The organism is Azospirillum sp. P4_B5 (genome assembly GCF_056402275.1).
In genome coordinates this window covers 1-25,574 of record NZ_JBFUHT010000021.1, presented here as the reverse complement: position 1 = coordinate 25,574, position 25,574 = coordinate 1, and the positions used below count along the sequence as shown (strand labels likewise).

Annotated in this window: 26 protein-coding genes; 9 read left to right on the top strand and 17 right to left on the bottom strand. The window is 69.6% G+C overall.

Annotated elements, in window-relative coordinates:
- Positions 1–120 precede the first annotated feature (120 nt).
- From flgF to AC1DVI_RS17455, 5 genes are read left to right on the top strand one after another with little or no spacing between them, the layout of a single operon-like run.
- Complete coding sequence (gene flgF / locus AC1DVI_RS17475) at positions 121–849, top strand: flagellar basal-body rod protein FlgF (RefSeq protein ID WP_476959041.1); 729 nt, start codon at positions 121–123, stop codon at positions 847–849.
- Positions 850–866: 17 nt separating this feature from the next.
- The gene (gene flgG / locus AC1DVI_RS17470) at positions 867–1,652 is read left to right on the top strand and encodes a flagellar basal-body rod protein FlgG (protein ID WP_145626304.1); all 786 of its coding nucleotides are present in this window, start codon (positions 867–869) and stop codon (positions 1,650–1,652) included.
- A 5-nt stretch (positions 1,653–1,657) separates the two neighbouring features.
- Positions 1,658–2,389, top strand: a complete 732-nt coding sequence (flgA, locus tag AC1DVI_RS17465) for a flagellar basal body P-ring formation chaperone FlgA (RefSeq protein ID WP_476959040.1) — start codon at positions 1,658–1,660, stop codon at positions 2,387–2,389.
- Between the two features lie 22 nt (positions 2,390–2,411).
- Positions 2,412–3,155: a flagellar basal body L-ring protein FlgH gene (gene flgH / locus AC1DVI_RS17460; RefSeq protein ID WP_476959039.1), complete on the top strand. Its 744-nt coding sequence runs from the start codon at positions 2,412–2,414 to the stop codon at positions 3,153–3,155.
- Positions 3,156–3,173: 18 nt separating this feature from the next.
- On the top strand, positions 3,174–3,668 hold the full coding sequence (locus tag AC1DVI_RS17455; protein ID WP_476959038.1) for a hypothetical protein: 495 nt from the start codon (positions 3,174–3,176) through the stop codon (positions 3,666–3,668).
- Positions 3,669–3,764: 96 nt separating this feature from the next.
- Here the strand turns inward: AC1DVI_RS17455 and AC1DVI_RS17450 are convergent, their stop codons facing one another.
- Together AC1DVI_RS17450 and AC1DVI_RS17445 are read right to left on the bottom strand one after the other, a co-directional pair.
- Positions 3,765–5,972 carry a xanthine dehydrogenase family protein molybdopterin-binding subunit gene (locus AC1DVI_RS17450; RefSeq protein ID WP_476959037.1) on the bottom strand — a complete coding sequence of 736 codons (2,208 nt, stop codon included), beginning with the start codon at positions 5,970–5,972 and terminating at the stop codon, positions 3,765–3,767.
- 3 nt (positions 5,973–5,975) lie between these two features.
- The gene (locus AC1DVI_RS17445; RefSeq protein WP_476959036.1) at positions 5,976–6,434 is read right to left on the bottom strand and encodes a (2Fe-2S)-binding protein; all 459 of its coding nucleotides are present in this window, start codon (positions 6,432–6,434) and stop codon (positions 5,976–5,978) included.
- A 277-nt stretch (positions 6,435–6,711) separates the two neighbouring features.
- Between AC1DVI_RS17445 and AC1DVI_RS17440 the strand changes: the two genes are divergently transcribed.
- Together AC1DVI_RS17440 and AC1DVI_RS17435 are read left to right on the top strand one after the other, a co-directional pair.
- Positions 6,712–7,605, top strand: a complete 894-nt coding sequence (locus AC1DVI_RS17440; protein ID WP_476959035.1) for a LysR family transcriptional regulator — start codon at positions 6,712–6,714, stop codon at positions 7,603–7,605.
- A 127-nt stretch (positions 7,606–7,732) separates the two neighbouring features.
- On the top strand, positions 7,733–10,117 hold the full coding sequence (locus AC1DVI_RS17435; protein WP_476959034.1) for an EAL domain-containing protein: 2,385 nt from the start codon (positions 7,733–7,735) through the stop codon (positions 10,115–10,117).
- Positions 10,118–10,166: 49 nt separating this feature from the next.
- Here the strand turns inward: AC1DVI_RS17435 and AC1DVI_RS17430 are convergent, their stop codons facing one another.
- From AC1DVI_RS17430 to AC1DVI_RS17390, 9 genes are all read right to left on the bottom strand, one after another.
- Positions 10,167–10,331, bottom strand: a complete 165-nt coding sequence (locus tag AC1DVI_RS17430; RefSeq protein ID WP_014199676.1) for a hypothetical protein — start codon at positions 10,329–10,331, stop codon at positions 10,167–10,169.
- Between the two features lie 103 nt (positions 10,332–10,434).
- Positions 10,435–10,914 (bottom strand): GNAT family N-acetyltransferase, encoded by a 480-nt coding sequence (locus tag AC1DVI_RS17425; protein WP_476959033.1) that lies wholly within the window; start codon positions 10,912–10,914, stop codon positions 10,435–10,437.
- Between the two features lie 148 nt (positions 10,915–11,062).
- Positions 11,063–12,064 (bottom strand): glycosyltransferase family 9 protein, encoded by a 1,002-nt coding sequence (locus tag AC1DVI_RS17420; protein ID WP_476959032.1) that lies wholly within the window; start codon positions 12,062–12,064, stop codon positions 11,063–11,065.
- Positions 12,065–12,190: 126 nt separating this feature from the next.
- Positions 12,191–12,718 (bottom strand): flagellar protein FlgN, encoded by a 528-nt coding sequence (locus AC1DVI_RS17415; RefSeq protein ID WP_476959031.1) that lies wholly within the window; start codon positions 12,716–12,718, stop codon positions 12,191–12,193.
- Positions 12,715–13,035 carry a rod-binding protein gene (locus tag AC1DVI_RS17410; protein ID WP_476959030.1) on the bottom strand — a complete coding sequence of 107 codons (321 nt, stop codon included), beginning with the start codon at positions 13,033–13,035 and terminating at the stop codon, positions 12,715–12,717. The genes AC1DVI_RS17415 and AC1DVI_RS17410 overlap by 4 nt, the downstream gene beginning before the upstream one ends.
- A 24-nt stretch (positions 13,036–13,059) precedes the next feature.
- Entirely contained in the window at positions 13,060–14,211 is a 1,152-nt protein-coding gene (locus tag AC1DVI_RS17405) for a flagellar basal body P-ring protein FlgI (RefSeq protein WP_476959029.1), read from the bottom strand.
- Between the two features lie 40 nt (positions 14,212–14,251).
- Entirely contained in the window at positions 14,252–15,316 is a 1,065-nt protein-coding gene (locus AC1DVI_RS17400) for a flagellin (protein WP_476959028.1), read from the bottom strand.
- Positions 15,317–15,320: 4 nt separating this feature from the next.
- Positions 15,321–16,718, bottom strand: coding sequence for a flagellar hook-associated protein FlgK (gene flgK / locus AC1DVI_RS17395; protein ID WP_476959027.1), 1,398 nt, complete (start codon positions 16,716–16,718; stop codon positions 15,321–15,323).
- Between the two features lie 25 nt (positions 16,719–16,743).
- The gene (locus AC1DVI_RS17390) at positions 16,744–17,976 is read right to left on the bottom strand and encodes a flagellar hook protein FlgE (protein WP_476959026.1); all 1,233 of its coding nucleotides are present in this window, start codon (positions 17,974–17,976) and stop codon (positions 16,744–16,746) included.
- A gap of 311 nt (positions 17,977–18,287) precedes the next feature.
- On the opposite strand from AC1DVI_RS17390, the gene AC1DVI_RS17385 reads away from it, so the two are divergent.
- On the top strand, positions 18,288–18,896 hold the full coding sequence (locus AC1DVI_RS17385) for a cold-shock protein (protein ID WP_149166862.1): 609 nt from the start codon (positions 18,288–18,290) through the stop codon (positions 18,894–18,896).
- A gap of 75 nt (positions 18,897–18,971) precedes the next feature.
- Here AC1DVI_RS17385 and AC1DVI_RS17380 read toward each other — a convergent pair whose 3' ends face one another.
- Positions 18,972–19,295 carry a hypothetical protein gene (locus AC1DVI_RS17380; RefSeq protein ID WP_476959025.1) on the bottom strand — a complete coding sequence of 108 codons (324 nt, stop codon included), beginning with the start codon at positions 19,293–19,295 and terminating at the stop codon, positions 18,972–18,974.
- Between the two features lie 129 nt (positions 19,296–19,424).
- On the bottom strand, positions 19,425–20,468 hold the full coding sequence (locus tag AC1DVI_RS17375; protein ID WP_476959024.1) for a hypothetical protein: 1,044 nt from the start codon (positions 20,466–20,468) through the stop codon (positions 19,425–19,427).
- A 216-nt stretch (positions 20,469–20,684) separates the two neighbouring features.
- Between AC1DVI_RS17375 and AC1DVI_RS17370 the strand changes: the two genes are divergently transcribed.
- A complete protein-coding gene (locus AC1DVI_RS17370) occupies positions 20,685–20,888 on the top strand; it encodes a hypothetical protein (RefSeq protein WP_476959023.1) in 204 nt (67 codons plus the stop codon).
- 47 nt (positions 20,889–20,935) lie between these two features.
- On the opposite strand, the gene AC1DVI_RS17365 is transcribed toward AC1DVI_RS17370, so the two are convergent.
- The 4 genes from AC1DVI_RS17365 to AC1DVI_RS17350 all read right to left on the bottom strand — a co-directional run.
- Positions 20,936–23,098 (bottom strand): methyl-accepting chemotaxis protein, encoded by a 2,163-nt coding sequence (locus AC1DVI_RS17365; RefSeq protein ID WP_476959022.1) that lies wholly within the window; start codon positions 23,096–23,098, stop codon positions 20,936–20,938.
- A 118-nt stretch (positions 23,099–23,216) separates the two neighbouring features.
- On the bottom strand, positions 23,217–23,894 hold the full coding sequence (locus AC1DVI_RS17360; RefSeq protein ID WP_476959021.1) for a TerC family protein: 678 nt from the start codon (positions 23,892–23,894) through the stop codon (positions 23,217–23,219).
- Between the two features lie 78 nt (positions 23,895–23,972).
- Positions 23,973–25,256 (bottom strand): TRAP transporter large permease, encoded by a 1,284-nt coding sequence (locus AC1DVI_RS17355; protein ID WP_476959020.1) that lies wholly within the window; start codon positions 25,254–25,256, stop codon positions 23,973–23,975.
- A partial coding sequence (locus tag AC1DVI_RS17350; RefSeq protein WP_476959019.1) for a TRAP transporter small permease occupies positions 25,247–25,574 on the bottom strand: 328 nt, incomplete at its 5' end. The genes AC1DVI_RS17350 and AC1DVI_RS17355, both read right to left, overlap by 10 nt.

Below are 25,574 nucleotides of genomic sequence, written 5' to 3'. Positions count from 1 at the left end.
AAATCGGAATCAAATCCCCCAAGACACCGGTCAGTTCCCGTTGCGGTGCCTCAGGTTGAAACCCGGCTTTAAACTGCATCACCTAGGTTAAGGCGGCGTTCAAACCGAAGGTGTCCGGCGATGGAGAATCCCCTTTACATTGGATTGTCGCGGCAAGTGGCGTTGCGCCGGCAGCTCGATGTCGTGGCGAACAACATCGCCAACATGAACACTGCGGGATTCCGCGGCGAGCGTATGCTGTTCGAAGCGGCGATGGAGCGCGGCGGCATGAAGCCGTCCGACAAGATCGCCTTCACCATCGACCGCGCCACCTACACCGACTTCACCGCCGGCAGCCTGAAGCCGACCGACAACCCCTACGACGTGGCGCTGGACGGTGACGGCTGGCTCCAGGTGCAGACGCCGGACGGCCCGCGCTACACCCGCGACGGGCGGATGCGCCGCGACGTCGACGGGCAGCTCGTGAACGCCGGCGGCTTCCCCTATCTGGACGACAACCAGCAGCCCATCGTCATCCCGGCCGACCGCAGCCGGATGGAGATCGGCACCGACGGGCTGGTCTCCGCCGACAACGAGATGATCGCCCGGCTGCGCGTCGTCCGCTTCGAGAGCCCTCAGGCGCTCGCTCAGACCGGCGACGTGCTGTTCGACGCCATGGACGCCCAGCCGCTGCCGGCCCCCGACACCCGGATCGTCCAGGGCAAGGTGGAGCAATCCAACGTCCAGTCCATCGCCGAGATGTCGCGGATGATGGAGCTGACGCGCGACTACCAGTCGGTCACCCGCATGATGGACGACGGGCAGGACCTGCTGCGCTCCGCCATCAACCGCCTCGGCAAATCCGCTTAAATCAGGAGATTGCGTCCATGCGCGTGCTCAGCATCGCTTCGACCGGCATGATGGCCCAGCAGTTGAACGTCGAGGTCATCTCCAACAACATCGCCAACATCAACACCACCGCCTTCAAGCGCGGGCGCGCCGAGTTCCAGGACCTGATGTACCAGTCGGAACGGCGCCAGGGCAGCCAGTCCACCGACGCCGGCACCATCATCCCGACCGGCATCGAGGTCGGCCTCGGCGTGCGTCCGGGGGCGGTCAACCGCATCAACACGACCGGCAACCTGACCTCCACCGGGAACGAGCTGGACCTCGCCATCGAGGGGCGCGGCTACTTCAACATCCGCATGCCGGCGGGCGAGACCGCCTACAGCCGCGCCGGGGGCTTCAAGCTGTCGCCGGAGGGCACCATCGTGACCAGCGACGGCCACCCGGTGCTGCCGGAGGTCACCGTGCCGCAGGGCACGCGGGAGATCGCCGTGAACGCCTCGGGCGAGGTGCAGGCCTTCGTGGACGGTCAGACCCGCCCGCGCGTGCTGGGCCAGCTCGTGATGACCGTGTTCGTCAACGAATCCGGGCTGGAGGCGATGGGCGACAACCTCTACCGCGCCACCCCCGCCTCGGGCGAGCCGCAGGACGGCACCGGCGGGCAGGCGGGCTTCGGCACCATCCGGCAGAAGTATCTGGAATCCTCCAACGTCAACGTCGTCCAGGAGATCACCGAACTCATCTCCGCCCAGCGCGCCTACGAGATGAACGCGAAGGTGGTCGAGGCCGGCGACCAGATGGCCTCCACCCTCTCCAACATGCGGTGACCGCCATGCGGCGTTCCGTTCGTCATCTGGCCGGGCTCGCGGTCGTCCTGCCGCTGCTCGGCGCGCCCGTCCAGGCGGCGTACCTCTCCGACGGCGAGGGCGCTGTCGAGGCGCTGCTGGCGCAGGAGCTGGCGGCTTCGCTCGGCCCGGCGGTGCCGCCGGACGCGCGGGTCTCGCTGGTGCTGACCGCGCCCTTCTCAGGCCCGGTGGAGGCGGTGCGCGACCTGTCCTACGACCCGCGCGGCGGACTGGTCCGCGCGCTGGTCAGCAGCAACGGGCGCGTCGTCGAGGTGAAGGCCAAGGCCGACATCATGGTCGAGGTGCCGGTGCCGACGCGCCGCATCCTGCCCGGCGAGGTGATCGCCGACAGCGACCTGACCACCATCCCGATGCCGCTGGAGCGCCTGAACGGCGCCGTCATCACGTCCCGCGACAGCCTCGCCGGGCTGGCCAGCCGCCGCCAGCTCTCCGCCGGGCGGCTGATCCAGACCTCGGCGGTCGGCGCCCCGCTGGTGGTCCAGCGCAACAAGCCGGTCAGCCTCGTCTACGAGGACGGGCCGCTGCAGCTGATGGCGCGCGGCCGCGCCCTGCAGGACGGCGGGGTGGGGGAGCTGGTGCGGGTGATGAACATCGCCAGCAACATCGTCGTCACCGGCACCATCACCGGCCCGCAGACCGTCACCGTCAGCGGGCCTCCGGACGCCATGCCGCCCAACGCGGCTTCCGCGAAATTCTGAGTCCAATCAAGGACACTCCCCAATGCGCACGCTTCCGCCCCGCACCTTGGTTCCTTTTCTCGCCCTGACGGTGGCGCTCGCCGGCTGCGGGCGGCTGGCCGACGTGGGGCAGGCGCCGCGCCTGTCGGAAATCTCCAACCCGGCCATGGCGCCGGAGGCGCGCGTCATCTCCATGCCGATGCCGCGCCCCAACAGCAACGAGCAGGTGCCGAGTTCACTGTGGCGCACCGGGTCCCGCGATTTCTTCCGCGACCCGCGGGCCAAGCAGGTGGGCGACCTGCTGACCGTCATCATCAACATCGCCGATCAGGCGCAACTGCAGAACCAGACGCAGCGCCAGCGCTCCAACGCCGAGTCGGCGGGCGTGCCGAACTTCTTCGGGCTGGAGTCGCGGCTGCCCGCGGTGCTGCCCGACGCGGTGAACCCGTCCAGCCTCGTCGACATGGACAGCTCCTCCTCCTCCTCCGGCACCGGGACCATCCAGCGCAACGAGCGCATCGCCATGCGCGCCGCCGCGGTGGTGACCGAGGTGCTGCCCAACGGCAACTTCGTGATCGCCGGCCGGCAGGAGGTGCGGGTGAACTACGAGCTGCGCGAGATGCGCATCGCCGGGGTCATCCGGCCCGAGGACATCACCAACGTGAACACCATCGATTACGACAAGATCGCCGAGGCGCGGATCACTTACGGCGGGCGGGGCCAGATCACCGATGTCCAGCAGCCGCGCTACGGCCAGCAGGTCTTCGACATCGTCATGCCCTTCTGAGCGGGGGGAGACGCGACCATGGCGGACCGTTCCGGACCCAGTCGATACTCGGTCTTCGTGCTTTGCGCCGCCCTGGCGGCCGCGGTCGGCTACGGCGTCGGGCGCCTGCAGCTGACGCTCGGCGCCGAGGAGACGGCCACGGCGCCGCAGGCCGGCGCCGGGCCGGACCTGCCAACCGACGGCCCCGGCCCCTTCTATGTGGAGGTTGGGCAGCTGATGGTGCCGGTGCTGGTGGAGGGCCGCACCAACGCCTTCATCCTGACCCAGATCACCCTGCAGACGGGCAGCGTCGAGCAATCCAATCTGCTGCGCCGCCATCTGCCCCACGCGCGCAACGCTCTGCTGCAGGCCCTGTTCGGCATGGCGGGGGCGGGCGCCTTCGACGGCCCGTCGGTCGATCCCGCCGCCGTCGCCAAATCCCTCAAGCAGGCCGCCGCCGAGCAGCTCGGCCCCGAACTGGTGCGCGGCGTGCTGATCGACCGCCTGATGCGCCAGGAAAACACCCGCCTGTAACATCGGCCCGTAACGTTGGCGACGTGACCCTCGCAGCGCCCCCCTCAACCCCTCCCCCGCGTGGGGAGAGGGGTATTTTGCAGGGGGGACAGAGGTTTACACCATGCCGGAGCGGGTGAAGGGCAGGTGGTGCAGCCGCTTGCCGGTGGCGGCGAAGACCGCGTTGGCGACCGCCGGGGCGGCGGTCGGCACGCCGGGTTCGCCGACGCCGGTCGGACGGGCGGTGGAGGGGAGGATGTGCACCTCGATCGGCGGCATCTCCGAGTTGCGGAGCGGCTGGTAGCCGTCGAAGTTGCTCTGGTCCACCACACCGCCGGTCAGCGTGATCTCGTCGCGCAGCGCGTGGCCGATGGCCCAGCCGGTGCCGCCGGAGACCTGGGCCTCGACGATATTGGGGTTCACGACCTGCCCGCAATCCACCGCGCAGACCACGCGGTCGATGGTCACCCGGCCCTGCTCGTCCACGGAAACCTCCGCGACGTGGGCGACGAAGCTGCTGAAGCTCTCATGCACGGCGACGCCGCGGCCCTTGCCCTTGGGCAGCGGCTGGTGGCCCCAGCCGGCCTTCTCGGCCGCCAGCTTCAGCACGCCCTGGAGGCGCGGGTGGTTCTTCAGCATCTCCAGGCGGAAGGCCACCGGGTCCTTGCCCGCCGCCGCGGCCAGCTCGTCGATCATCACCTCCTTGGCGTAGGCGGTGTGGGTGTGGCCGACCGAGCGCCACCACAGGGTGGTCACCGGCGACGGCGGGGAATGCAGGTCGACGTGCAGGTTCGGCACCGCGTAGGCCATGTCCGAGGCGCCCTCGACCGCCGTCGCGTCCACGCCGTTCTTGACCATGAAGCCTTCGAACAGGGTGCCGATCATGAAGCTCTGCCCGACGATGCTCTGCCGCCACGCCACGAGCGTGCCGGAGGCGTCCAGCCCGGCCTTCACCTTGTGCAGGAACAGCGGGCGGTAGCGGCCGCCGCGGATGTCGTCCTCGCGCGTCCACACCAGATGGACCGGCGCCTTGCCGCCATAGGCCTTGGCGATGGTCACCGCCTCCGCGATGTAGTCGGCGTCCGGGGTGGCGCGGCGGCCGAAGCTGCCGCCCGCCCAGACGGTGTTGATGACCACCTGCTCCGGCTTGCAGCCGAGGATGCCGGCGGCGACCTTCTGCTCGACCCCCTGGAACTGCGAGCCGGCCCAAATGGTGCAGCCGCCGTCCGGAGTCAGCTCCACGGTCGCGTTCAGCGGCTCCATTGGGGCGTGGGCGAGGTAGGGGAAGACGAACTCCGCCTCCACCACCTTGGCGGCGCCGGCCAGGGCCTTCGCCGTGTCGCCGGTGTCGGTGGCCACGTTGCCCGGCTGGTCGGCCAGCTTGCGGTAGTCGGCGAGCATCTCCTCGGTGCCGCGCATCTCCGCCTTGGCGTCGTCCCACTCCACGGTCAGCGCCTCGCGGCCCTTCATGGCGGCCCAGGTGTTTTTGGCGACGACCGCGACGCCCATCGGCAGGGTCAGCACCTCCAGAACGCCCGGCACCTGCTTCGCGGCGGCGGCGTCCACCGACTTCACCGTGCCGCCGAAGCGGGGGGAGCGGGCCATCACCGCCGTCACTTGGCCGGGGCGGCGGATGTCCATGGCGAAGATCGCCGTGCCATCGGTCTTGGACACATGGTCCAGCCGGTGCAGCGACGGGTTGCCGATGAGTTTGTAATCCTTGGCGTCCTTCAGCGCGACGTTCTGCGGGACGGGCAGCTTCGCCGCGTCCTCCGCCAGCTCGCCGAAGCGGGCGCTGCGGTTGGAGGCGGCGTGGCGGACGACTCCCTGCTCGACCGTGACGGACGAGGCCGGAACCGACCAGCGCGCCGCGGCGGTGGCGACCAGCATGGCGCGGGCGGCGGCGCCGGCCATGCGCAGCTCGTCCCAGCTGTTGGCGACGGCGGTGGAGCCGCCGGTGCCCTGGATGCCGAAGAAGTGGTTGGCGTAGAGCGCGCCGTCCGCCGGTGCGAAGGCGCCGCGCATCTGCGCCCAGTCGGCGTCAAGCTCCTCCGCGACGATGGTGGTCAGGCCGGTCATGATGCCCTGGCCCTTGTCCAGATGCTTGACCAGCACGGTGACCGTGTCGTCGGCGGCGATGCGGATGAAGGCCTGCGGGCGCGGGTCCGCCGGGCCGACGACCTTGGGGGCGGCGGCCTCGCTGGCGAAACCGCTCCGGGGCAGCATGGCGCCCAGAACCAGGGCGCCGCCGGCCCCCTTGAGGAAGCCGCGGCGCGAGGGGGAGGCGACGTCCGCCGCCGCCTGCTTGATGAGCTGGTTCAGCATGGCTCAGGCCCCCATCGCCTTGGCAGCGTCCTTGATGGCCGCGCGGATGCGCGGATAGGTGGCGCAGCGGCAGACGTTGCCGTCCATCGCCGCGTCGATGTCGTCGTCCGTGGGGTTGCGGTTGTCGGTCAGCAGGGCCACGGCGCTCATGATCTGGCCGGACTGGCAGTAGCCGCACTGCACCACGTCCAACTTCTGCCAAGAGGCCTGGACGGCCTGGGCGACCGTGCCGGACACGCCCTCGATGGTGGTGATCCTGGTGCCGGCGGCGGAGTCCGCCGGGGTCTGGCAGGCGCGGATCGGCGTGCCGTCCATGTGGACGGTGCAGGCGCCGCACTGGGCGATGCCGCAGCCGAACTTGGTGCCGGTCAGGTTCAGCTCGTCCCGCAGGACCCACAGAAGCGGCATGTCGCCGGGCACGTCGACGTCCCGGTCCTGCCCGTTGATGTTCAAACGAATCATCGGATGATCCCTGTCTCTCGACTCTGCCTGTCGGGTATTATGGTGCGGGCCTTCGGCGGGCAATTCTTGCGTGAATCCCAGCTTCGAAAAGACCGTGTTCAGTGTGGTCCCGTTCGGCGGGCGCGGCAAACATCCCAGTGTGGGAGTCGGTCTTCCGCGGAAGCGCCCGCTCTATCCGTTCGTTCGGCCCGCAAGCGTAACCACGAGCATCCTAACCGCTTCGCCGCGAGCCGAATAGCCGGTACAATCCGCTTGGGCTTATGAATGTGGTGCATGAATGAACCGGAACGACCTCGGCGATCTGGCGGCCTTCGCCGTCGTGGCGGAGGAGGGGAGCTTCACGCGGGCGGCGGCCCGGCTGGGCATGTCCCAATCCGCGCTCAGCCACGCCATGAAGGCGCTGGAGGACCGGCTGGGCCTGCGCCTGCTGGCCCGCACGACCCGCAGCGTGTCCACGACGGAGGCCGGGCAGCGGCTGCTCCGCACGCTGCGGCCGGCGCTGGACGACATCGCCTCCGGGCTGGCGGCGGTGGGGGAACTGCGCGAGAGGCCCGCCGGCACACTGCGCATCACCACCGGCAAGCACGCCGCCGTCCGGGTGCTGTGGCCCGTGCTGTCGCGCTTCCTCGCCGACTATCCGGAGGTGCAGGTCGAACTGTCCATCGACAGCAGCCTGACCGACATCGTGGCCAGCCGCTTCGACGCCGGGGTCCGGCTGGGCGAGCAGGTCGAGAAGGACATGATCGCGGTGCGCATCGGCCCGGACATCCGGGCGGCCATCGTCGGCGCGCCCTCCTACTTCGCCCAGCGTCCGGTGCCCTGCGCCCCGCAGGATCTGGCCGGGCACGACTGCATCAACTACCGCTTCACCTCGTCCGGCGCCGTCTATGTCTGGGAGTTCGAGGAGGACGGCCATCCGGTGAACGTCCGGGTGACCGGATCGCTGGTCTCCAACGACATGGACGTCATCATGGCCGCCGTCCTGGACGGGCGGGGGCTGGCCTACATTTTCGAGGACGAGGTGGCGGAGCACATCGCCGCCGGGCGGCTGGTCCGCGTGCTGGACGACTGGTGCAAGCCCTTCCCCGGCTATTACCTCTATTACCCCAGCCGCCGGCAGATTCCGCCGGCCCTGGCCGCCCTGGTCGATGCGCTCCGCTACCGACTGTAGCGTCCGCGCAACTTGCGCATGCTGATTCCGCGCTCCGCACGGATCCGAAAAAGGATTATTAACGTACCAAAAGATTAAGGTAATCGGAGGAAGCGGCGCCGAGCCGCCGGAACGGGATGAACGCCGGATGATGCGTGTGTATGCCTGCATAACCCAGCAGCACGATCTGTGGCTCGTGCTGCTGGCGGGGGCGGTCTGTGGATTCGGTGCCTGGGTGTCCCTGAACCTCGCCCGCCGCGCCGCGGCGGCGGCGGGACGGGCGCGCTGGGGGTGGCTGGCCGGTGCCGCGACGGCGACCGGCGGCGGCGTGTGGGCGACCCATTTCATCGCCATGCTGGCCTTCCGGAGCAGCCTGCCCATGGGCTACGACGTCGGCCTGACGGTCCTGTCGAGCCTGATCGCCATCGGCGGCGCCGCGGTGGGCATCCGCCGCGCCATCGGCGGCGGGCGGCTGGCCGCCCCGCTGGGCGGCGCCATCGCCGGGGCAGCGGCGACGGCCATGCATTTCACCGGCATGGCGGCGCTCCAGGTTCCGGCCAACCTGCATTACGACCCGGCCTACGTCGCGGTGTCGCTGGGCCTGGGCGTGCTGCTGAGCGGGGCCGGTTTCACCGCCGCCCTGCGGATCGGATCGCTGAAGGGGCTGGCGGCGGGGGCGGCCCTGCTGGCGCTGGGCATCTGCGGGCTGCATTTCACCGGCATGGCCGGCGTCACACTGGTCCCCGACCCGCTGCACGACATGTCCGACCAAATCATGGAGCCGGGCCTGCTGGCGATCGCCATCGCGGTGACGGCCACGGTGGTGATGGCGCTGGGCCTCGCCGGGGCCATCGTCGACCAGCGGCTGGCCGCGCGGGCGGCGCACGAGGCGGCCCGGCTGCGCGCCAGCGAGGAGCGGTTCCGCCAGCTCGCCGACGCCACCACGGAAGGCATCGTGATCCACCGCGACGGCGTGGTCCTCGACGTCAACCGCGCCATGGCGGAACTGCTGGGCAAGCCGCCGGCCCAGTTCATCGGCCAATCCATGCTGCGCTTCGTGGTGCAGAACCGCCGCTCCGACATCGAACGCAAGCTGGCCCATCCGACCTCCGAGCGGGTGGAACTGGACCTGCTGCACGACGACGGCACCCTGGTCATGGTGGAGGCGCACGGACAGGACATCACGCACGAGGGCCGGCCCGCCCGCGTCGTCGCCGTCCGCGACATCCGCGAGCGCAAGCGGGCGGAAGAGCGCATCCGCCACATGGCGCACCATGACCTGCTGACCGGCCTGCCGAACCGCTCCCTGTTCCTCGACCGGCTGAACGGCGCGCKGGCCMGCGCGGGGCGGGCGCGGACCGGGGTGGCGGTGCTCTATCTGGATCTCGACCGCTTCAAGGCGGTGAACGACCTGCTGGGGCACCCGGCGGGCGACCAACTGCTGCAGGAGATGGCGCGCCGCATGCTGGAGGCGGTGCCCAGCCACGACACGGTGGCGCGCCTGAGCGGCGACGAGTTCGCCGTTCTGCACCGCATCGCCCAGCCGGGCGAGGCGCTGGCCCTGGCCGACCGTCTGGTCAAGGCGCTGGGTGTTCCGGCCGAGCTGGACGGCCAGCGGATGGTGGTCGGGACGAGCATCGGCATCGCCCTGTTCCCGCAGGACGGCGCCGGGGCGGAAGCGCTGCTCCAGCACGCCGACACCGCCCTCTACCGCGCCAAGTCGGAAGGGCGGGGCACCTTCCGCTTCTTCGAGGCGGCGATGGACGAGCGGCTGCAGGCCCGCCGGGGTCTGGAGCGCGACCTGCGCCAGGCGCTGAACGACGGCGTGCTCAGCGTCCATTACCAGCCGCTGGAGGATTGCCGGACGCACCGCGTCCTGGGGTTCGAGGCGCTGGTGCGCTGGAAGCACCCGGAACGCGGCATGATCCCGCCGGCGGAATTCGTGCCGCTGGCCGAGGAGAGCGGGCTGGTCATGCAACTTGGCGAGTTCGTGCTGCGCACCGCCTGCCGGGACTCCCGGGCTTGGCCCGATCCGGTCAAGGTGGCGGTGAACCTGTCGCCGGTCCAGTTCCGCCATTCCGACCTGCCGGCCACCATCCTCGGCATCCTGGAGGAGGAAGGGATGCCGCCGCACCGGCTGGAGATCGAAGTGACCGAGGGGGTGATGATCGACGACACCGAACGCGCCCTGGCGGCGCTGACCACCCTGAAGGCCGCCGGGGTGCGCATCGCCCTGGACGATTTCGGCACGGGCTATTCCAGCCTCAGCTATCTTCAGAAATTCACCTTCGACAAGCTGAAGATCGACCGCTCCTTCGTCCAGCTGATGGCGGAGAACCGCGAGTCCCTGTCGATCATCCGCACCATCCTGGCGCTTGCGAAGAGCCTGGACATCGCCGTCACGGCGGAGGGCGTGGAGACGGAGGAGCAGCGGACCCTGCTGAAGAACGAGTCCTGCAACCAGCTCCAGGGCTATCTGATCGGGCGCCCGGTCCCGGCGTCCGAACTGGCGCGCTTCTACGAGCCGGCGTGAGGCGCCATTCCAGGCGCCATTCCGGACGTTTTTCGCGGCGGGGCGCGGATCAGCGGATCTCGATGAGGTCCGTCAACTCGCGCACGACCAGTTCCAGACTGTCGGCCACGGCCTCGCACGACACCCGCTCCTCCGGGGTGGTGAAGTCGGCGGAGCGCAGGGTGGCGATCTGCTCCTTCAGCCGGCCGATGTAGGCGATCAGCTTTTCTTCCATGCCCGGACCCCGTGGTGCGAGAGGCTTCCCGCAACCATAACAGGCGAGCGGGGGCTTTGGCGCTGGAATTCTCCGCCCGCCGGATTGTGGGGCTGTGCCGCCATCAGAGCGGCTTCCTCATGGCGCACCGCCGTGCGATGGGGAGCCCTGCCCGTTCCTCGGCCTGCAAAACCGCCTCCAGCCGGGCACCCAGATGGCCGCGATCCAGCGTCATGAACCCAAGTCTCTGATAATAGGGCTCATTCCAGGGCACCGTTCTGAAGGTGGTCAAGGTCAGGGACGGAACACCATGGCGGATGGCGTGGTGCTGAGCCGCGTCGATCAACGCCCGTCCGATGCCACACCCCTGTCGATCCCGGTGGACAGCCACCTGCCAAATGTGGAGGGCGTCGGGTGTCACCTCCCCGTTCAGGAACGCCACGACTCCGCGTCCCTCCAACTCGGCGACGAAGGCAACGCCCTTCGCGATCAGGGCGCGATGCTGCGCCTCCGATTGGACATCGTCGTCGGCAATCCACTCCAGCCCGTCCAATTGCCGGAACAATTCACCGGAACTGCGTTCGATCTCCGGCAGGAGCGGCACGTCGCGCTCCTTTGCCAGTCTTATGTTTACCATGTGCGCCATGAATCAACGGAGGCTACGCCCGCCATGGCCGATGACGGCCATCGGCCATCCGGCCCGCGGTTCCTCCGGAGTGGAGAAGGTTGGTCGAGCGGAAGGCGCGAGCGCTTCACGAGCGGATCAGCGCTTCGACCTCCCGGATCGCGGCATCGGCGGGAATGCGTTCCATCTCGCGACCGCCGAAGGCGGCGGCGGTCAGCACCGCGCCCCGCGTCACCTTGGGGCGCAGCTTCTCCGCGATGGTCGGGCCGTAGAGGGTCAGCAGCGGCACGTCGGCAAGGCCGAACAGGTGGCTGGTCCCGCTGTCGTTTGCGACCGCCGCAGCACAGCGCCGGGTCAGCGCGATGGTGCGCACCGGGGCATAGCGCGGCTCCGCCAATTCGGCGTCCTGGAGCGGGAACAGCGCCTGCGGCACGGCGGCGCGCAGTTCGGGCAGCCAATCCAGCTCCGCCGGACCGAGGATGAAGACGGGCACCCGCCCACCGGTGACCTGGGCGCGGGCCAGCTCCACGAAGCGGTTCAGCGGCCAGCATTTCACCCGCTTGCCCGCCCCCGGGGCGATGGCGACGTAGCCCGGCCCGTCGGGTAGGACGGCGCGCGCCTCGGCCTCGGCCTCGGCCGGAATGGGCACGGCCATGTCCAGCGGCGGGCGTCGCCCGCCGGCCACCTCCAGCAGGTCGAACAGGCGGTCCAGCACATGCCGCGGCTCCTTGTAGCCGGGAGGCGGGCGGCGGTCGGACAGACGGTAGCCGGCGCAGGCCGAAACGAACAGGTCGTGCTTCAGCCGCCGAACCAACAGCGTCCGCCAGGGCAGCGCCTGGGTGTCCAGCACCAGGGAGAAGCGGTCGCGGATGGGCATCGGCTTCAGCAGGCCGAGCGGGCTGCGCCCGATTCCGGTGTCGGCGCGGAACTCGTCGATCAGCCCGTCCATCATCGGGCGCAGCGTGGTCGCCAGATGGGTGCCCTCGGTGGTGATCCAGGTGATCCGGTGGTCCGGGAACAGCCCCCGCAGGGCGCGCACGAAGGGAATCTTGATGAGCGCGTCGCCGATCAGCTCGCCATGGGTGAAAACGGCGAGCGACGGGGGGCCGGCGCGGTCGGTTGCGGGCATGCGGAAGCCTCGGGAGGATGCGGCCAAGCGGACGGCGGACTATAGCGGCCCGCATCCGGCGGCGGAACCCTCCGCGAAGCCTCGTCCGTCCATCCCCTCTGGGGAGAGGGCTATGATGGGCCGGGCCTACAGCTCCGCATTCAGACCCGACGCCGACAGTTCGACCGGGCGCACCGCGTGGCCGGAGGGGGCGTAGAGGCCGTCGCTGGCCGCCTTCTCCAGGGCCACCAGAAGGCTCCGGTTGATCGACAGCACGGCCTTGCGCATGGCGACCAGCCCCGCCGCGTTGTCGTTGATGGCGCGGTCCAGCCGCTCCACCCGCTCCAGGATCATCGCGCGCAGGTCGTCGTTCAGCCGCAGCGTGCCCGACTGCGCGTGGGTCATGATGCCGCCCAGACGGTCGGCCATCGCCTGCTTGCGCCGGGCGTAGACCTCCAGCCCCTCCAGCTCGCCGGCGGCGMGCGCCGCCGTCTCCTCGTCCAGCAGGATGCTGAGTTCCGCCACCGTGTCGAGGAACTCCGTCATCACCACGGCGGTCGGCCCGTCGGCCAGCGCGGGAAGCTCGGGCTCCGGCGCGGCGATGGGGGCGGTGTCCTCGACCGGCTTGGCGTCGGGGGCGAATTCGCGGATCAGGTCCTTGAAACGGCGGCTCATCCCTTGGTTCCTTCGCTCGTCTGGCCGTAGAGGCGGGCCACGTCGGCCTCGACCATGCGGCCGATGCCCAGGGTGCCGGCCTCGGCGATGGCCTTGCCGTACTCCTGGAGCATGAAGCTGCGCCACGTCCGCTCGCCCTGGCCGCCGCCGAAGGCGCTGCCGGTCTCGATGCCGGCGAACATGGATTCCAGCATCTGCCCGACCATCAGCGCCTCGAACTCCTGCCCGGCCTTCTCGGCGGATTGGTTTTGGGCGGCTCGCTCCGGGGCGGCGGGTTTCGCGGCCTGGGCGGTCGGAGAAAGGGGGGAGATGTCCATCACGTTGTCGTCCAGCCGGAGGTGTCAGATGATTTCCAGGTCGGCGTGCAGGGCGCCCGCCGCCTTGATCGCCTGGAGGATGGCGACCATGTCGCGCGGCCCGACGCCCAGCGCGTTCAGCCCGTTGACGAGCTGCTGCAGGCTGACGTTGCCGCCGATGGTCACGAACTGGCGCCCGTTGCCCTCCTGCACCTGCACGTCGGTGCGCGGCACCACCACCGTTTGCCCGTCGGAGAAGGGCTGCGGCTGCGACACCTGCGGCGTTTCCACCACGCGGACGGTCAGGTTGCCCTGGGTGATGGCGACGCGGCTGATGCGCACGTCGTCGCCGATGACCACGGTGCCGCTGCGCTCGTCCACCACCACGCGGGCGATGCCGTCCGGACGCACGGTGAGTTGCTCGATGTCGCCGATCAGCCGGGCGACCGCGCCGGTGTAGCGGGGCGGGATGCGCACATCGACGGTGGTCGCGTCCAGCACATGGACGGCGCTGCTGCCCAGCCGCACCGCCACCGCGTCGGCGATGCGGTTGGCGGTGGTGAAGTCGGGGTTGCGCAGCGCCATGCGGACCGCGGTCGTCTCGTCCAGCGCGAATTTCAGTTCCCGTTCCACGATGGCGCCGTTGGCGATGCGGGCGCTGGTCGGCACGCCCTTGGTCACGTTGGCGGCCACCCCGCCCGCCGAGAAGCCGCTGACCGACAGCGACCCCTGGGCCACGGCGTAGGCCTGCCCGTCGGCGCCCAGCAGCGGCGTGACCAGCAGCGTGCCGCCGAGCAGGCTGGTCGCGTCGCCCAGCGCCGACACGGTGATGTCGATGGTCGTTCCCTGGCGGGCGAAGGGCGGCAGCGAGGCCGTGACCATCACCGCCGCGGCGTTGCGGGTGCGCAGCACCTCGTCGCGGGTGTTGATGCCCAGCCGCTCCAGCATGCCCTTCAGGCTCTGCTCGGTGAAGGGCGTGTTGATCAGCCGGTCGCCCGAGCCGTTCAGCCCGACCACGAGGCCGTAGCCGATGAGCTGGTTGCGGCGCACCCCGTCGAAGGTGACGAGGTCCTTCACCCGCGTTTGGGCCAGCCCCTCCTCCGCCACGGCGGCGGCGCCCAGCAGGCAGGCCATCGCCAGCGCCAGGGCGCGGAAGGCGCGGCGGATCGGGCCATGCTTCGTCGGGCCGTGCGTCATCAGACCGTCTTTCATCGTCCCGCAGGGCGGCCGTGCCGCCCTACAGGTAATTGGCGAGGCTCATCCGGGCGATGCGGGCGGTGGCCGCCGCGGTCGCCTCGATCTGCACCTCGAGCTGGTTCATGCGCAGGCTGGCCTCCGCCGGATCGACGCTTTCCATCGCGTCGAGCTGGTCGTTGAGGACGCGCAGCTGCGTCGTGTTCATCGCCGCGATGTCGTCGAGCTGCGCGCGGTGGATGCCGAGCTGCGCGGTGGCGTCGCGCACCCCTTCGATGCCGCCCGACACCTTGGCGACCGCCGCCTCCATGTAGGGCTTGTAGGCGTCCAGCGGCAGCTGGCTGGTGTCGATGCTGGCCAGCATGTAGAGGCCCTGGAGCAGGTCCCGCATGGCCGGGTCGTTGCCCTGGATGCCGTAGGGGATCTCGGTGGAGCGGTCGAGCCGGGCGCTGAGGCGCGGCGCGGTGGACGGTGCGCCGAGGTAGAATCCCCCCTCGAAGCCGAGCGGCGAGCCCGACGGTGCGGCGAACAGGTCGTCCAGAGCCGCCACGGCGGCGGCGGTCTCGGCCGGGGTCTGCGGCGACGCGGTGCCCCCGGTGGCCGCGGCGATGGTGTCCTGCACGATCTGGATGGGGGAGGGCAGGCCGGACTCGTCGCCCTGCACGGCGCGCATGGGGGCGGCCTTCACCTCCACCCCGCCGAACAGATAGCCATTGCCAGAGGAGGCGTTGAGCATGCCCACCACCTGCTCCAGCATGGCGCGCGCCCGCACCTGGAGCGAGCTGCCGGTGGGCGAGGGCTGTCCCAGCCCGACCGAGGCGGCGGCCAGAACGTCCTGCCCCGCGGACAGGATGTTGGTCAGCGCGCTGTCCATGGTGCCCAGCCGCCCCTGCAGCAGGGCGGTGGATTTCAGGGTCTGGTCGGTCTCGTCATACAGGTTGCGCAGCGCGATGGCCTGCCCGGTGCGTGCACCCAGCGCCTTGGCGACGTCGAAATGCTTGCCGCTGGCGATCTCGTCGTTGTTGCGCAGCCGTTCGAGCTGAAGCTCGGTGTTGGCGGTCTGCAGGCGTTTGCTGAGGCCGAGGGTGGAGACGGCGTTGTAGAGCATGGCGTCAGTTCCGGATCTGGAGCAGCGTGTCGAGCATCCGCCCGGCGGCCTGGAGCACCTGGGCGCTGGCGCCGTAGCTCTGCTCGATCAGCAGCAGCTTCTGCATTTCGTCGTCGACGTTCACGCCGTCGCGGTTGAGACGCGCCGATTGCAGCGCGTCGGCGCTGATCTTGCGGGTCTTCATCTCGGACTCGGCGGTGGTGCGGTAACCCTGCTGGGTGGAGACCATGCCGGTGGCGTAGTCGCCCAGCGTGGCCGAGGAGGGCAGGTCCGCCGCGGCAAAGCTGCGGGTGGCCGAGAAGGCGTTGAGGAAGCGGTCGATCTGCGTGGTGTCGCCCGACGCCAGCGGAGCGCCCGCCTGGACGCCGCTCTGCACCTTCCAGGGGTTGCTTCGCACGCTGCCGTTGACGGCGATGCGCGAGGCCAGCCCTTCCGTCGTGCCGTAGGCGGCGCCGGCGTCGGTGAACAGGCCGGGCTGGGTGGGGTCGGCTTCCGCCGCCTGGAACTGCCGGACGATGCCCGCCGCCAGCTCGTCGAGTTGGGCCAGCGCCCGCGGCATGTCCTGGTGGGCGGTCTGGACGTAGCCCATGATGCGCCCGCTCTGGATGTCCTGGTCCGGGTTGTCGGAGATGATCTTGCCGCCGGCCACCAGATCGCCGCCGATGAGCTGAAGCGGCTGGGCGCCCGCCGGCAGTTCGCGGTCGAGCAGCGTCTGGCCGTTGCGGGTCATCACCACCACCTCACCGCTTTCGCGGGTGTGGGTGCGGATGCCGATCTCGTTCGACACCTGGTCGAGCAGCCGGTCGCGCTCGTCCATCAGGTCGCCGGTCTCGGCGCCCTTGGCCTTCTGGGTGGCGATGGCGCCGTTCAGCTCCCCGATGCGGACGAGCGAGCGGTTGACCTCGTCGACGGAGGACTGGAGCCGCGCCTTGGCGTCGTTCTGCACGGTGATGGCGGCGGCGGCGGTGTCGTGCAGGCGGCGCACCAGCGATTCCGCGGAATCCACCACGGCGGTGCGCGCCGCCTCGTTGTCCGCCTGGTTGCGGAGCTGGCTGAAGGACTGCTGGAGCTTCGCCAGCGCGGTGGAGACGGACCGCTCGTCCTGCGGCTGGCCCAGCGCCGTGGCGTAATCGGCCAGCGCCGAGGCGCGGGTTTCCTGCGCGCTGTAGCGGCTCTGCTCGAACCGGGCGTCGCGGATCAGGAACTCGTCCACGCTGCGCAGCACGCCGTCGACGCGCACGCCCTGGCCGCGCCCGCCGCTGATCGCGGTGGAGACGGCCAGATCCTTGCGGACGAAGCCCGCGGTGGTGGCGTTGGTGATGTTGTGCGAGACCAGCGCTGCTTGCTGCTGGGTCGCGCGCAGCCCGGACAGGGCGGCGCTGAGGGCCAGTTGGAGGCTCATGGCGGGCTTTCCCCTTTCCCGTCCGTCAGCGCTTCAGCCGGGTGGTCTCGTCCACCATCTCGTCGGCGGTGCGCACCAGCGTGGCGTTGGAGGAGTAGGCGCGCTGCGTCTCGATCAGCGACACCAGCTCCTCCGCGATGTCGACGTTCGACTGCTCCAGCGCGTAGCCGGCGACCGAGCCGGCGGTGCCGCTGTTGCCGTTGCTCAGCGTCATCGTGCCGCTGTCGATGCCCAGCGTGTAGGTGTTGCCGTCCTGCGGGACCAGCCCGCCGGGGTTGACCACGTCGGCGACCGGTACCTGATAGAGCGGCTGGCGGGCGCCGTTGTCGTAGACGGCCCACAGCGTGCCCGCCTTGTCGACGTCCACCGTGCTGACGCGGCCGGCGCGGGCGCCGTCGCCCATGAACTGCGGCACGTAATCGCCGTTGAGCTGGGTCAGGTTGCCGACCGAGACGTTGACGGTGTCCGGCGTCGGGTTGGCCGGCGAGGTCAGCGTGATCTGCGGCAGGGCGCCCGCCGGCAGACCGGCGTTGGCGCCCGTGGTGTTGAAGGTGACGGTGTTGGTGGACAGCGTCGCGGTGTAGCCGGCGGGCGGCGTCACCGACAGCGTCCATTCGTTCGGGTTGGCCGTCTTCGTCCAGGTCATCGTGACGTCGAGCGGGTTGCCGAGCCCGTCATAGAGCGAGGTGGAGGTGTCGAAGCTGGTGCCGTCCGTGGCCTGGGCCGGCAGGTTGCCGGCGAAGCTCATCTGCGATGTCTTGCTGCCGCCATAGGCCAGCCCGGCGATGGAGACGGCGCTTAGCCCGTCGAAGCTGCTGCGGTTCACCGCGGGCAGGCTGCCGTCCGGCCCCAGCTTCCAGGCCTGGAGATACTGGCCGGCGCTGTTGCGCAGGAAGCCCTGGTCGTCGGGCAGGAAGCTGCCGGCGCGGGTCAGCGCATAGCCGGGCGAGGTTCCGGTGTTGCCGGCGTTGTCGGCGACGACGAAGAAGCCGCGTCCCTCGATGGCCATGTCGGTGGCGGACTGGGTGCCCTGGATGGTCCCGTCCTTCAACACCTGATAATGCACGTTGGAGCGCACGCCGCCCGCGGCGTAGTTGCTCGTCGCACCGGAGGAGGTCATCAGCGTCGAGAAGTCGACCGCGGCGCGCTTGTAGCCGATGGTGGCGGAGTTGCTGATGTTGTCCGAAATGGCGGCCATCCGCGAGCTTTGCGCGGACATGCCGCTCACACCGGACCGCATGGCGCTGAACAGGCTCATCGGGAGATCCTCATCCTAAATCGGTTGGGCCGGAAGCGAGCCACGGGATTCTCCGCGATGGACTTCGGAAGGGAGAGTACAGGGCGGCTTTTAAAGCGGATTTAAAGGGCGTTTCCGAACCTTTACTTAAAATTTTCCATTCTTTTCCATGGCCCTCTTCTTTGGCGGTGCGGCGGTGCATCCCTTCCGCACGGAGGGGAGAGGAGAAACAGAAATGCGATTGCGGGGGCGGCGAACGGATGCCGCATTGCGCGGATCGACAAATACGGTCACTGTTGGACCGGTTGTCCTCCATGCATCGAGTGTCCAGAGTGAGCGAAGAGCAAAAGCAGCAGGTTACGGCAGTCGTCAAATGGTACAAGGCCGACAAGGGCTTCGGCTTCGTCCGCTTCGCCGACGGAAGCGGTGAGGCGTTTCTGCATTCCCGGGTTCTCGCCTCGCTGGGCGAGGTGTCGCTGACCGAGGGCACCGGCCTCGTCTGTGACATCGCCGAGACCCCGAAGGGGCCGCAGGTCGTGGCCATCCATTCCATCACCCCCGCCGACCCGGCGGAGGCCAAGCCGGCCCGTGCGCCGAAGCAGCGCCGGCAGCGGCAGCCGGAGGCCGGCGATCCCCAGGCCATGCGCCCCGCCGCCCCGGCGCCCATCCGCGAGCCCAAGCCGCGGCGCGAGCGGTCGGCCCCGGCCCTGATGCCGGTGCCCACCGGTGAGATGATCTACGGCACCGTGCGCTGGTACAATCTGGACAGCCAGTCCGGCCTGATCGACCCGTGGGACGACGAGACGGGCATCGGCGTCTATTTCGACCGCGCGATCCTACGCCAGTCCGGGCTGGAAGTGGTGGCCGATGGCGAGGACGTGCGTTTCGTCGCCGTGCCGGGCGACGGCGGCCCGACCGCGCTGCGCGTCGAACTGGTGTGAGCCAACGGAAATCCGGCGCCGCCGGGGCCTCCGCCCGGCGGCGCCGGATTCAAACTCCGGCTCCGGCTGCCGCCGTCAGCGGGGGGTGAAGGACCGCGAGGGGCGGCGCTCCACGACCACCGGCGGGCGCTGGTCCATGCCGCCGGAGGGGCGGGACGCGTAGTGGCCGCGGGATTCGGAGGAGTCCATCCGCCCGGCGGCCTCGCGCACCTCGAAGATGCGGCGTTCGACCGGCAGGCTCTCCGCCAGGACGATCACGGTGTTGAGCGAGATCCGGTCGATCGCCGGCTCCAGCCGGTCGGCGCGCAGCCGGCCCGCCTGCACATGCTCCTCCACCTCGGCTTCCGAGCACTTCAGCCAGGCCGCCGCCTCGGCGATGGAGAGTGACTGGTCGCGCATCGAAGAAGCTCCAAGACTGGGGTGGGGACAGGAAACCGGGTTGCAAATAGGGGTGTACCCGATTTCCGCGCCGAACAACAGGGTGGCGAATGGGCGTCCCGTCACAAGACGCCCGGAAACCGCCTCTTTTTACTCCTTCGTGACGGTCCGGCAGCGCTGCTGGAGCAGGGTGACGGCCTGGGCGGCCTCGTCGCCCTGCAGCGTGAAGGCCCGCTCGTCCAGCAGCCGCCCGTTGGCGTTGAAGGCGCGGACGAACAGGCCGTGCGCGGTGCTGGTCACCACCACGTCCACCACGGCGTCCGCCGTTTCGTCGCTTGCGACGTCGATGAAGGAGGCGAGTTCCGCCAGTTCGCCGTTGTCCGTCCAGTCGGCCTCGGCGATCAGGTCCAGCAGGTCGTTCAGTCCGCCGGCCGGCTCGCAGCGCTGGACGCGCGGGTCGGCGCCCTGGATGGCCGCCGTGAAGCGGGTCAGCGCCTCGCGGATGCGGGTTTCCTCCGCGGGGTCGAGTTCGGGTTCGCCGTCCTCGCCGACGCGGGCCAGACCGAGGAAATCGGGAACCGCGTCCTCGCCGGCGGCCTCGACCGCTTCCGCCGCCTCCTCGATCAGGCCGACGACGCCGACCAGACGGGTGCCGGCGTCCGCCGGATCGGCCAGCAGGTCGCCCTCGCGGACGAAGCGCAGCGCCGCGTCGGTCGAGTCCAGCATGCGCAGCAGCAGGGTGCGGCGGTCGGCGGCCTCCAGATAGACCAGAGCCTCCGGCTCCAGCCAGACCGGCAGCAGGCGGGTGTCGGCGGCGGTCTCCAGCAGGCCGGTCGAATCCAGCGCCGCTTCGATGGTCTCCACGGCGGGCGGTTGCGACAGGTCGCCGGACACCTCCACCGCCAGCCAGAAGAGGGTGGCGATCATGTCGTCGCCCTGGGAGTCGGTGCGGCGGACGGATTCGGCGATGGTCTCCACCTCGTCCAGGAATTCCGGCTGTTCCTCCTCGCGCAGCTTTTCCAGCGCGGCTTCCAGCACCGCTTGCCGGCCGGCGTCCAGCGTCTCGTCGAGCAGTTCGTCGAAGCGGCGGTCGCTGTTGCGCCAATAGCGGACCAGGCGCTCCGCCGGCGTGCCCGTGAAGGTTCCGGAGGCCGGCTTGCCCGCGCCGTTCCGCCCGTTGCCTGTCTTTGCCATGCTGCTTCTCCTGACTGGTCCGCCGACGCCGTCGGGCGCGAGGGTAACGATACGGGCAGTGACCGTAGTGGCCGAAGGGCGCGCTGGCAAGCCGCCTGTCAAGCCGCCTGTCAAGCCGCCTGTCAAGCCGTTGTCTTCCGCTTTCAGGGCACTCGACAGCGGCGCCCGTCCTGCGGCAGGCTGGGCCCCGCAATCAAAAGCCGGAGGGCAGGACCCGTGACGACGCGCGATGAGACCGAGGCCCTGCTGGCGGAGCTTCGCAAGGGCTTCGGCGTGGCCTCGAACAGTGAGCTTCTGCATCTGTTGGCTGCGCTGGGGCGGGTCGTGCTGGACGAATCCAGCCGCGACGAGCGTGGACGCCGCGTGCTGAAGATCGTCGGCAAGGGCGGGCGCGAACGCCAGATCGTGATTTCGGAGTAGAAGGGAAACACCCTTCCCCATGATGCTAAAGGGGAAGGGCGTTCTCGTCAGCTCGCGCGGACGCGCTGGAGGAAGCCGGACAGCTCGCGGTTGAGCGCGTTGGCGCCGTCGGCGAGGTCGTGGGCCTTGTCGAGGAGCGTGCGGGCGGCGGTGCCGCTGCGGTCGGCGGCGGCGTTGACGCCGGCGATGGTCTGCGTCACCTCGGTCGTGCCCAGCGCCGCCTGATGGACGTTGCGGGCGATTTCCTTGGTGGCAGCGCTCTGCTGTTCCACCGCCGCGGCGACGGTGGCGCCGATGGTGCCGACGCGGGTGACCACCTGGACGACCGCCTGGATCTCCTGCACGGCCTCGCCGGTGGCGCTCTGGATGCCCGCGGCCTGGGCGGCGATCTCGCCGGTGGCTCGGGCGGTCTGGGCGGCCAGCGCCTTCACCTCGTTGGCGACGACGGCGAAGCCCTTGCCGGCCTCCCCGGCGCGCGCCGCCTCGATGGTCGCGTTGAGCGCCAGCAGGTTGGTCTGGCTGGCGATGTCGTTGATGAGGTCGACGACGCGGCCGATGCTCTGCACGGAGTCCGCCAGGCCGCCGATTTGCCCGTTGGCGCGCTCGGCCAGGGTCATCGCCTCGCGGACGATGTTGGTGGATTCGGTGATCTGGCGGGTGATCTCCTCGATGGAGCTGGTGAGCTGCTCCGACGCGGCGGCGACCGTCTCCACGTTGGCCGAGGTCTGCTCGGTCGCGGCGGCGACGCTGGTGGCGAGGCGATTGGTCTCCTCCGCCGTGGCCGACATGCTGCGGGCGCTCTCCTCCATCTCGGTGGATTCCGCCACGAAGCGGCTGACCACGCTGCCCACGGCCCCCTCGAAGCTGCTGGCGATCTCCTCCAGCGAGCGCTTGCGGTCCTCCTCGGCGCGGCGGGCGGATTCGATCTGCTCGGCCTCCAGCCGGCGCTTGGCGAGAGCGTTCTCGCGGAAGACCTCCACGGTGCGGGCCATCGCGGAGATCTCGTCGCGGCCGCCGGACGGAACCGTCACGTCAAGGTCGCCGGCGGCGATGCGCTCCATCCCGCCCTGAAGGGTGAGCAGGCGGCGCACCACCATCCGGCGCACGAAGACCAGGACGACCAGCGCCGACAGCAGCAGGCTGACCACGCCGACCCCGATCTGGAGGATCGTGCCGTTGGACAGGGCCTTTTCGCTCTCCTCGGCGGCGGTGGTGATGGCGCCCTCCTGCGTGTGCACGAGGTTCACGACCGCCATGGACAGCGTTTCGGACAGGCTCAGATTGTTGGTCAGCAGGTCCCGCTGCGCCTTCAGGATGTCCAGCTCGGCCAGACGGGTGGGGATCAGCCCTTCGGGCTCGACCGAGAGGGTTTCGATCGCCTTCAGCGGTTCGGCCATCGCGTCGCGCGAGGCGTCGGGCAGGCGGCCGGAGTTGGCGACCATGGTGGTCAGGAGAATGCGCGTCTGCGCGTCGATGACCGACAGCCGGTTCAGGTCGGCGCTGGCCGCCGCCTCGGTCAGCAGAGCGCGGACGGTGCTGGCGCCGTCGTCGATGCTGCGGACGATGGTCAGCCGCTCTTCGGTCTGGAAATAATCCTCGCCGGCCTTCAGCCGCTCCTCCGGGGGACGGGTGTCGTCCTGGAAGAGGGCGCGCTGCATGTCCACTTCGCTGCTGTGGATCGACTTCCAAGGCGCCGCGAGCTGCGACAGGCGCCGCGTGGCGATGGACACCTGCTCCAGCAGTTGCGTGCGGCGGTCGCTCAGCCCGATCCGCTGGTCCGCGGCTTGGTCGAGCAGCGTGACGTTGGCGAGCATGGCCTGGGCGGCGACGCTGGCGGCGGCGGTTTCGGACTTGCCGCCGGTACGGGAGCCGGCGTTGGCGCTGTTCTGCTCCAACTCGGCCAGATCGCGCAGCTCGCGTTCGAAGTCGTGCCGCTCCATGGCGATGCGCGCCGCCAGGTCCGCCTTCTCCTCCTTGCTCGTGACGGAGCGGAAGGCGGGAGCCAGCGCGTCGATGCGGCCCGCATGCTGGGCCGCCCGCAGGGCACCGACCGCGGACGGCACGGCCTCCGCGGTGATGACCTGCAGCGTCCGGCCGAAGCCGGCGTATCCGGTCAGCGCCACCCCGACGGCGGCGAGCGTGCAGCACATCACGGCGCCGACGCCGGTGAACAGGCGCCCCTGAACGCCTCCCAACCGGCTTGGGCGCACCACCCTATCCTGGGCATTTCCTAACGATTTGGACATCTCATCTCTTCCCCAACGGCGGTCTTGCTTCTCGCCGGCGCCGCCGCACGCCATCCGCGGCGGGCCTTGTCCCCTCTTCCCGTCAGCCGAGCCAGGCCGTGTGGGCCAGAACCTCGTTCGAGCCCCGCCAGACCATATCGAGCGCAACATAAGTGATGATCGCAAGACCGATCCAACCAATCCAGCGATGTTTGTGCAGGACACGTGCAATTATGTTCGCGGCGGCGCCCATCAGCGCCACCGAGAGCAGCAGGCCGAGCACAAGCACGGTCGGATGTTCCTTGGCAGCACCGGCCACGGCCAGCACATTGTCAAGCGACATCGACACGTCGGCCACCACGATCTGCCAGACGGCGGCGCCCACGGTCGCCGCCCCCACGGCGGCGACGGCCGTGTTGTTGTTGATGGAGGCGGTTCCGGGCAGGACATCGGGGGCGTCGAGAGCCTCCTCCGGCGTGATCTCCTCCGCCCCGCCGGAGCGCAGTTCGCGGAACATCTTCCAGCAGACCCAGAGCAACAGCACGCCGCCGGCCAGCGTCAGGCCGATGATGGCGAGAAGCTGCGTGGTCATCAGCGCGAAGATGATGCGCAGGACGATCGCGGCGCTGATGCCCCACATGATGACCTTGCGTCGCTGCTCCTGGGGAACGGCGGCGGCGGCCATGCCGACCACGATGGCGTTGTCGCCGGCCAGCACCAGATCGATGGCCACCACCTGCCCGAAGGCGACGAGTTGCGGCCAGAGTTCGGCGGTCAGCATGATTGGTCTCCATTGCAGCGGGGCGCCCGGTGATTGGGGCGCCCCGCGGTATCCTTTGTGTGCGGTGAGGGCGCCCGGTCAGCGCATGAGGAGATGGGGCAACCAGAGGGAGAAGGTCGGGACGTAGGTGACGAGGAGGAGGGTGATGAAGAGKGCGCCGTAGAAGGGCGTGATGGAGCGCATGACCTGCCCGACGGAGACCTCGCCGATGGCGCAGCCGATGAACTGGGTGGTGCCGACCGGCGGGGTGTTGAGGCCGAGCGCGCAGTTGATCAGCATGACGATGCCGAACTGCACCGGGTCCATGCCGTACTGCATGGCGATGGGCAGGAAGATCGGCGTGCAGATCAGGATCGTGCTCGCCATGTCCATGAAGGTGCCGAGCAGGAACAGGATGATGTTGATYAGCAGGAAGATGACCAGCGGGTTGGTCGAGATGCCGGCCATCAGCTCGCCGGTGATCTCGGCCACCTGATAGAGGCCCATGATGTACTGGAACATCGTGGAGACGCCGATCAGCAGCAGGACGACGCCGGTCGTCTTGACCGTCTTGGCGGCGGCGGCCAGGAAATGGTCCCAGGTCAGCGTGCGGTAGACGAAGGTGGTGAGCAGCAGCGCGTAGATCACCGCGATGGAGGCGGACTCGGTGGCGGTGAAGACGCCCGAGGTGATGCCGGCCAGGATGATGACGACGATGAGCAGGCCSGGCGCGGCGGCGGCGAAGGAGCGGCCCAGGATGGCCCAGCCCGGGAAGGTGCCGGCGGGGTAGCCGCGCTTGACCGCGACGTAGTAGGCGGCGCCGAGGTTGCTGACCATCAGCAGCAGGGCGGGGACGATGCCCGCCGCGATCAGCGCGCCGATGGAGGCCTTGCCGCCGGCGGCCAGCGCGTAGATGATCATGTTGTGGCTGGTCGGCATCAGCGCGCCGACCAGGGCGGCGTGGGTGGTGACGTTGACGGCGTAGTCGGCGTGGTAGCCTTCGCGCTTCATCATCGGGATCATCACCGCACCCATGGCCGAGACGTCGGCGACGGGGGAGCCGGCGACGCCGCCGAACAGCGTGCAGGCGACGACGTTGGACATGCCGAGGCCGCCGCGGATGTGGCCGACCATGTTCTTGGCGGTGGCGACGATCTTGTCGGCGACGCCGCCGTGGAGCATCAGCTCGCCGGAGAAGACGAAGAAGGGGATGGCGAGGAAGGAGAAGACGTTCATGCCGGACATCATCTGCTGGAAGATGACGGCGACGGGGAGGCCCTCGTAGAGGATGGTGCAGAGCGCCGACAGGCCGATGGCGAAGGCGACCGGGATGCCCAGGACGAGGAAGCCGAAGAAGGTGACGGCCAGAATGGTCAGTTCCATGAYGGYGCGACCTCCTCGCCGCGGATGATGGCGACGACGTGYTCGATSGMGAARWGCACGATCAGGACGCCGGAGAGCACGAGCGGGATGTAGCGGACGGCTTCGGAGACGTGCAGGTTGGGGATGTAGTAGGCGGCGACGGAGGTGCCGAGCACCCAGCCGTTGTAGGCCATGCAGGCGCCGAAGACGCCGACGAGGGCGTAGATGACGATCTCGACCTTGCGGCGGACGACGTCGGGCAGCATGACGAGGAAGGATTCGAGGCCGATGTGGCCGGCGTCGCGGACGCCGACGGCGGCGCCGATGAGGGTGACGTAA